The organism is Candidatus Marimicrobium litorale (genome assembly GCF_026262645.1).
In the GTDB taxonomy this organism is placed as follows: domain Bacteria; phylum Pseudomonadota; class Gammaproteobacteria; order Pseudomonadales; family Halieaceae; genus Marimicrobium; species Marimicrobium litorale.
In genome coordinates, this window is the sequence record NZ_SHNO01000002.1 from 264,052 (window position 1) to 272,052 (window position 8,001).

Annotated in this window: 7 protein-coding genes; 6 read left to right on the forward strand and 1 reads right to left on the reverse strand. The window is 55.2% G+C overall.

From position 1 onward, the window contains the following. The first annotated feature begins 305 nt into the window (after window positions 1-305). On the forward strand, window positions 306-2,051 hold the full coding sequence (locus EYC82_RS17575) for an acetolactate synthase 3 large subunit (RefSeq protein ID WP_279250935.1): 1,746 nt from the start codon (window positions 306-308) through the stop codon (window positions 2,049-2,051). Window position 2,052: 1 nt separating this feature from the next. Then, window positions 2,053-2,544 carry an acetolactate synthase small subunit gene (ilvN, locus tag EYC82_RS17580; protein ID WP_279250936.1) on the forward strand — a complete coding sequence of 164 codons (492 nt, stop codon included), beginning with the start codon at window positions 2,053-2,055 and terminating at the stop codon, window positions 2,542-2,544. 70 nt (window positions 2,545-2,614) lie between these two features. Here ilvN and ilvC read toward each other — a convergent pair whose 3' ends face one another. Then, window positions 2,615-4,087: a ketol-acid reductoisomerase gene (gene ilvC / locus EYC82_RS17585; RefSeq protein WP_279250937.1), complete on the reverse strand. Its 1,473-nt coding sequence runs from the start codon at window positions 4,085-4,087 to the stop codon at window positions 2,615-2,617. Between the two features lie 114 nt (window positions 4,088-4,201). Between ilvC and ilvY the strand changes: the two genes are divergently transcribed. From ilvY to EYC82_RS17605, 4 genes are all read left to right on the forward strand, one after another. Next, a complete protein-coding gene (ilvY, locus tag EYC82_RS17590) occupies window positions 4,202-5,110 on the forward strand; it encodes an HTH-type transcriptional activator IlvY (RefSeq protein ID WP_279250938.1) in 909 nt (302 codons plus the stop codon). 35 nt (window positions 5,111-5,145) lie between these two features. Next, window positions 5,146-6,012 carry a CDP-diacylglycerol--serine O-phosphatidyltransferase gene (gene pssA / locus EYC82_RS17595; protein ID WP_279250939.1) on the forward strand — a complete coding sequence of 289 codons (867 nt, stop codon included), beginning with the start codon at window positions 5,146-5,148 and terminating at the stop codon, window positions 6,010-6,012. A 92-nt stretch (window positions 6,013-6,104) separates the two neighbouring features. Then, the gene (gene msrP, locus EYC82_RS17600; protein WP_279250940.1) at window positions 6,105-7,091 is read left to right on the forward strand and encodes a protein-methionine-sulfoxide reductase catalytic subunit MsrP; all 987 of its coding nucleotides are present in this window, start codon (window positions 6,105-6,107) and stop codon (window positions 7,089-7,091) included. A 2-nt stretch (window positions 7,092-7,093) separates the two neighbouring features. Next, on the forward strand, window positions 7,094-7,693 hold the full coding sequence (locus EYC82_RS17605) for a protein-methionine-sulfoxide reductase heme-binding subunit MsrQ (protein WP_279250941.1): 600 nt from the start codon (window positions 7,094-7,096) through the stop codon (window positions 7,691-7,693). Window positions 7,694-8,001 lie beyond the last annotated feature (308 nt).

The window sequence follows — 8,001 nt, forward strand, 5'->3', positions numbered from 1 at the left end:
GGCCGCTGGCTTACTGCGTTAATCCGATTATTTGACGCAGCTGTTTGGAAGTCCCGTATTCAATTCGTGCCGCATCGGCCGGATTGAGGGCCAGACACTGCGCTACCCCGCAGGGCGACCGATACACGGGCTGTTCGTGATCGTAATCCTAGATTGGGTGATTCCGGGCGGTGTATCGAGCTTGAAATGGGGTGGTGTAGCTTGGGAAATACCCGTTCCGGGTAGTTCTATAGCAATACCCACACACTGTTTTGGAATGTGCCGGCGAGGGTTACGCGCTGGACGTTTTGATTTGGAGAATGATGGTGGAGTTGTTATCTGGCGGTGAAATGATCGCTCGCGCTCTGGAAGACGAAGGCGTCGAGTATATCTTCGGCTATCCCGGTGGCGCGGTTCTGCATATTTACGATGCGCTGTTCAAGGATTGTAAGGTGCCCCATGTGCTCGTGCGACACGAGCAGGCGGCTACCCACGCGGCGGATGGTTATACGCGCGCAACGGGGAAGCCGGGCGTGGTGTTGGTAACATCCGGACCAGGAGCAACCAACGCGATCACCGGGATTGCCACAGCTTATATGGACTCAACGCCCATGGTGGTTTTATCCGGGCAGGTGCAGAGCCATCTGATTGGTGAAGACGCCTTTCAGGAGACGGACATGATCGGTATATCCCGTCCCATCGTGAAGCATAGCTTCATGGTAAGGCGCACGGAGGATCTGCCCGGGATTATCAAGAAAGCGTTTCACATCGCGGTCAGCGGTCGGCCGGGCCCTGTGGTCATCGACATTCCCAAAGACCTGACCCGGCCCGATGAGAAATTCGAGTACGAGTATCCCAAGTCGGTCAAGATGCGCTCGTACTCGCCTGCACAGCGCGGCCATACCGGGCAGGTGAAGAAAGCGGCACGACTCCTGCTCGCCGCGAAGCGGCCGATTATTTACAGCGGCGGTGGCGTTATATTGGGGGAGAGCAGCGAGCTGTTGACGCGGCTGGCGAGGCACCTCAACTTCCCGGTGACTAATACCCTGATGGGACTTGGCGCGTTTCCGGGGACCGATCCGCAGTTTCTTGGCATGCTCGGGATGCACGGTTTTTACGAAGCCAACATGGCCATGCACTACAGCGACTGTATTCTTGCCGTGGGCGCGCGCTTTGATGACCGCGTGACCAACACGGTGGAGAAGTTCTGCCCCGGTGCCAAGATAATTCATATCGATGTGGATCCTGCTTCTATTTCCAAGATTGTGATGGCCGATATTCCCATTGTGGGCCCGGTTCAGTCTGTATTAACGGAGCTCATCGCCCAGGTAGAAGCGCTGCAGGAGAAAGACGCCGACCTGCCGGATCAGTCAGCACTGGGCAAGTGGTGGCAGCAAATTGATGAATGGCGTAATGCGCATGGCTTGTTTCATGGACGCCGCTATGGAGACAGCGATGCGATTATGCCCCAGCAGGTGATCGAGAGCCTGTTTCGTGCAACCAACGGTGATGCCTACGTCACCTCTGATGTTGGGCAGCACCAGATGTTTGCGGCGCAGTACTACCCCTTTGACAAGCCGCGTCGCTGGATCAATTCCGGCGGGCTGGGCACGATGGGGTTTGGACTTCCTGCTGCCATGGGCGCAAAGCTGGCATTTCCGGATGCCAATGTCGCCTGCGTGACCGGTGAGGGCAGCATCCAGATGAATATTCAGGAGTTATCCACCTGTACCCAGTACAACCTGGGCGTGAAGATCATTAACCTGCGTAATAACTATCTGGGCATGGTTAAGCAGTGGCAGGACATGCAGTATGAGGGCCGCTATGCCATGAGTACCTATGAAGATTCCCTGCCCGACTTTGTAAAGCTGGCAGAGTCCTATGGCCACGTGGGTATGCAGGTAACCGCAATGGCCGACCTCGATGCCGCCATGGATGAAGCGTTTGCCATGAAGGATAAACTGGTGTTCCTCGATATATTTATTGACCCGAAGGAGCATGTGTATCCAATGCACGTTGCGCCGAACGGTTCGATGAAGGATATGTGGCTTAGCAAGAACGAGAGGACCTGACATGCGACGGATTATTTCTATGCTGATGGAAAATGAGCCCGGAGCGCTGTCTCGTGTCGTTGGTCTTTTCTCCCAGCGTGGTTACAACATTGAGACCTTGAACGTGGCGCCCACGAACGATCCCACACTGTCGCGGCTCACCCTGACAACGGCGGGTGACGATTTGCGAATAGAGCAGTTGACCAAGCAGCTCAATAAGCTTGTCGACGTCGTCAAGCTCGCTGACCTGACTGAAGGCGCTCATGTCGAACGGGACCTCATGTTGATCAAGGTGCGGGCGGCGGGTGTGGCCCGAGAAGAGATTAAGCGCACCACGGATGTATTCCGGGGCCAGATCGTTGATGTCGGGCCCTCTATTTATACCATCCAGCTGACGGGCCCCAGTGACAAGCTGGATGCTTTTGTTGCGGCCATGCCAGACGGCGACGTGTTGGAAGTCGTGCGCTCTGGCGTTGCGGGCATTTCTCGCGGTGAGAAGGTGCTTTCGCTGTAATCCGCGCTAGGTGATTGCGGCGCAAGAAAAAAGGGGCCTTTGGCCCCTTTTTTCCTAACCGTGGCATCAATCAGACAATTCGCTTCATTGCTGTCATATAGCCTCGCAGCTCCCTGCCGATGACTTCTACCGGGTGATTGCGGATAGCATCATTGACTGCAATCAGCTCGACATTGTCGACGCCGGTGCCTACAGCCATGCCTTTACCGATTACGTCTGTATCGATCTTACTCATGAAGTCGGCCAGCAGCGGGCGGCAGGCATGGTCGAACAGGTAGCATCCGTATTCAGCCGTATCGGAGATAACGACGTTCATCTCGTAGAGCTTCTTGCGGGCAATGGTATTGGCGATGAGTGGCGTTTCATGGAGTGATTCGTAATAGGCCGACTCGTCCTTGATGCCCGCTTCCACCATCACTTCGAAGGCGAGCTCCACACCAGCTTTGCACATAGCGACTAGTAGAATGCCATGGTCGTAATATTCCTGTTCGGCGATATCCGCCGTGGTATTGTCGGTTTTTTCAAATGCTGTGTCCTGGGTAGCCGCGCGCCAGCCGAGCAGGTTGGCATCGTCATTGGCCCAGTCTTCCATCATCGTCTGACTGAAGTGGCCAGACATAATGTCGTCCTGGTGCTTTTCGTACAGGGCACGCATTATGTCTTTGAGTTCTTCCGACAGGTGATAGGCACGGATCTTGGCGGGGTTCGACAGACGGTCCATCATGTTGGTGATGCCGCCATGCTTCAAGCCCTCTGTGACGGTTTCCCAGCCATACTGGATAAGCTTGGATGCGTATCCCGGATCGATGTCGTTCTCAACCATCTTGTCGAAACAGAGGATGGCGCCAGTTTGCAGCATGCCGCACAAGATGGTTTGCTCGCCCATCAGATCTGACTTCACCTCGGCAATGGGAGAAGACTCCAGTACGCCGGCGCGATCGCCGCCGGTGCCAGAGGCCAGTGCTTTAGCGATTTCCAGGCCTTCACCTTTGGGATCGTTCTCACGGTGCACCGCGATGAGTGTGGGTACGCCGAAACCGCGCTTGTATTCCTCGCGAACTTCGGTACCCGGACATTTCGGACACATCATTACAACGGTCAGGTCCTCGCGGATTTTCATACCCTCCTCGACGAGGTTGAAGCCATGAGCGTAGTCCAGACACGCCTCTTTCTTCATCAACGGCATAATGGCATTGACCACGCTGGTGTGCTGCTTATCCGGTGTCAGGTTGAGCACGACATCGGCAGTTGGGATGAGGGCTTCATAAGTGCCAACGGTAAAACCGTTTTCGGTAGCGTTCTTCCAGGATTGGCGCTTTTCAGTGATCGCGGCATCACGCAGGGCATAGGATACATCCAGGCCGCTGTCGCGCAGGTTTAGTCCCTGATTCAGCCCTTGCGCTCCACAGCCCACAATCACCAGTTTTTTGCCACGCAGGATATCGACGCCGTCAGCAAATTCGGTGCGGTGCATAAAGCGGCACTTGCCCAGCTCTTCCAGCTGCAGTCGCAGTGGCAGTCGGTTGAAGTAATTTTGTCCCATGATCGTGGTCCTCGCGCATTGAATTCGGCGGCCAATGTACGGCAAATTCAAACTTGCGTAAAACGCTATATAGGTAATACTGTATTGCACTTAACGCAACATAGGTTGGATTTTTTGGATACCAGAGCCCTGTCAGTCTTTCTGTCTGTGGCAGAAACACTCAATTTCAGCCGCAGTAGTGAATTGCTGCATATGAGCGTATCGGCTGTGAGTCGAACGATACAGCGCCTCGAAGAGGAGCTGGGCCAGTCTTTGCTGGAGCGCGACAATCGTCGGGTGAGGCTGACCGGTGCAGGCCAGGAGTTCAGGACGTATGCGCGTCATTCGCTGGACGAGTGGCAGCGCCTCAGGCGAAAACTCGGCAGTGACGAGGAGCTGGCCGGAGAGGTGAGCCTGTATTGCTCTGTAACTGCGACCTACAGCGTGCTGGCACCGATACTCGAGACATTCAGAGCAACGCACCCGGCAGTAGAGATTAATATGCACACAGGTGATCAGGCAGACGGCATCGCCCGGGTGTTGGAAGGGAGGGATGATATTGCGGTTAGCGGCAGGCCGTCACAGTTGCCCCAGCGTTTGCGTTTTTTACCGTTGCTGGAGTCACCGCTGGTTTTCTGCGCGCCCTCTGCAGATTGCGCAGTGCGCGAGATGGTGCAAACAGTGGATGTCTCACGCGCCGATTTCGACTGGAAGCTGGTGCCTTTTATTGTGCCCGAGCGAGGGGTGACCAAGGACATGCTCGATACCTGGTTTAACAACCGCGGGGTGAGACCGCGCATTTATGCGCAGGTGGCCGGGCACGAGGCGATTGTCGCAATGGTAAGTCTGGGTCTTGGTGTGGGTATTGCACCGCGGCTAGTGATTGAGGCCAGTGGTATGGCAGACAGTATCAGCGTGATCGCCGCGCCGCGAGACCTCGGTCCCCTGACGGTCGGCCTGTGCAGCCTGGGTCAGCGCCTTGCCAGCCCCCCGGTGAAATCACTGTGGGACGTGGCCGAGCAGACCTATCCCCGTGCGATTTGATACTATAGGGCACCCTGACGAGAGGCACAGCGCTCATGCAAGAAGAGCAAGATGAACCCGATACAGCAACGGCCGAGGCGCAGGCTGGTAAGCACAGCCAGACGACGGCAGCGGTTCCTCCGCGCCTGGATCTGCCTGTAGATGAGCACGAGGAAGAAATTTCCGAAGACGGTCACACGGTGCGCCAGCGGGGAATCTATATACTGCCCAACCTGTTTACCACCGCGGCATTGTTTGCGGGGTTTTATTCCATCATTGCCGCCATGCGCGGTGACTATGAGAATGCGGCGGTTGCTATTTTCTTTGCCATGGTGCTCGACGGACTGGATGGTCGAATTGCGCGTATGACCAATACGACGAGTAAGTTTGGCGAAGAGTATGACAGCCTGGCAGATATGGTCTCTTTTGGCGTCGCGCCAGCGCTGGTTGTGTTCAGTTGGGGGCTTGGCAATCTAGGTAAGTTTGGCTGGAGCGCAGCGTTTATTTATGTCGCCTGTGCGGCTTTGCGCTTGGCAAGGTTCAACACGCAGATAGATGCCGCAGACAAAAACTACTTCACTGGGCTGGCGAGTCCGGCCGCGGCGGGCATCATCGCTAGTACCGTCTGGGTGTGTCACGATCTCGATTGGGTAGGCCAGACGGTGCCTTTCGAAGTGTCGGTGTTAGTGGGTGTGCTCACGGCTATCGTAGGTTTCCTGATGATCGCGAACTTTCGTTATTATAGTTTCAAGGACATCGATCTGCGCGCGCGGGTGCCTTTTGTTGCGATGATAGCGATGGTGTTGATTTTTGGGTTGATTACTCTGGACCCGCCAAGTATTTTTTTGGCTGGCTTCCTGGTGTATGCGCTTTCCGGGCCGGCTGCACAGGTCTTCGGGTTGCGCGGGCCGAAAAGCGACTGATACCCTTCGCGTCGATTGGGTTTTCACAGGAACAAATATCCGTTTCAGCGTTCCAAGCAATGGCGAGTCCGGGAAACAAGGAGCAGGTCTTAATGGCCAAGCGTTACTTCGTACCACCGATACCATCTTCTGAAATCACCAGCGAGGGTGCTTATCTCAATCGGCGGCAGTTCATGCGTGCTGCCGGTTTGACGGCGTCGACCTCGCTGATGGGTAGTTTATCGGCCACAGCGCATGGTGCGCCGACCGGAGGCGCGGAGCTTGAGTACAGTCAAGCGACAGACAACTCGCAAGGGTTTTACACCGCGGAGAAGCAGACACCTTTCGATGATGTCACCGCCTACTGCAATTTTTATGAGTTCGGTACCGACAAGGGAGATCCGGAACGCTACGCTCACAACATGACGGTCGACCCCTGGTCTATCGAGGTGACTGGTGCGGTCAGTAAACCGGGCAAGTTACATCTGGAAGACCTTCTAACAGGTTTTGAACTTGAGGAACGCGTGTACCGCTTGCGCTGTGTTGAGGCGTGGTCGATGGTTGTGCCTTGGGTCGGATTTTCGCTGGGAGACTTGCTCAAGCGTTTTGAGCCGACCGGGAAGGCCCGATTTGTCGCGTTTGAGACCCTGTATAAGCCGAGTGAAATGCGTGGCACGCGATCTTTTACCAGCACGATAGACTGGCCTTACCGCGAGGGCCTGCGTATGGATGAAGCCATGCATCCACTGACGCTTATGGCGGTTGGCCTCTATGGTAAGACGCTGCCTAACCAGAATGGTGCTCCGGTCCGACTGGTTGTTCCCTGGAAATATGGCTTCAAGAGTATTAAATCTATTGTGCGCATTCATGTTCTGGAGCGGCAGCCGCAGACGACCTGGGAGATGATGCAGCCCAGCGAATACGGTTTTTATGCGAACGTAAATCCGCAGGTGAACCATCCTCGCTGGAGCCAGGCGACCGAGAGGCGCTTGCCGTCAACGTTGTTTAGGCCTAATCGCATTCCAACGCGGTTATTCAACGGCTACGAGGAGCAAGTTGCTGAACTTTATAAAGGGATGGATTTGTCACGCGATTACTGAGTATGGAGCGCCCGGTTCGAGCCAGTGTTTTTGTCCTTTGTGCCTTGCCTTTTGCCTGGTTGCTCTACGGAGCCGTCTATGGGGGGCTGGGGCCTGACCCGGGTGAAGCACTGATGCATTCCACTGGCGAGTGGTCCCTGCGCATATTGGCCATGACCTTGTTAATGTCTCCCCTGCGGGTCTGGACGGGAAAGCCCTGGGTGATAAAGCTGCGCCGTATGTTGGGCTTGTACGCCTTCTTTTATGCCACGATACACTTTACGCTCTTTTTGCAATTCTATACGGGCTGGGCCGGTGCGGCGCTGCTGCAGGAACTGGTTGAGCGCCCCTACGTGTCTGCCGGGTTTGCTGCCTGGTGCATTATGCTGCCGCTGGCAATCACCTCGACCCGCGGCATGCGGCGCAGGCTGGGGCAGCGCTGGATCAAACTGCACAGGCAGATCTATGTTGCCGCGATTATCGCCTGTATCCATCTCCTGTGGCAGGCGCGATCTGATATCGGCGAGGCACTGGCCTACCTTCTGGTGTTTGGCCTGCTGCTGGCATGGCGTTTCAGACGTGCGCTAAAGGCGAATTCAAGATTGAAACCGGGCAAGGTTTAAGCGGTGAAGTTGTATGAAGTTTGTACAACCGGTTACTGCAATTTATGCACTCCTAACGGCTCTGTGGAAAAGCAGGTAATTTTTCAGCTAAAGGTCTTGCAGGGGCGAGGTTGATGCGTATAATGCGCTCCTCGGTCAGGGCACCCCTGGTCGTTTTTTTGTGTCCCGGCGACTCAAAAGCTGTTTAAAAACTTGATGAAGACAGATGTGTGGGCACTTGTTGGGATGGTTGTCACGACCATTCAGATACAACAAGTGACTCATTGATTCTTTTGAACATTGATTTCGAAATTGTATCTGAGCCCTTG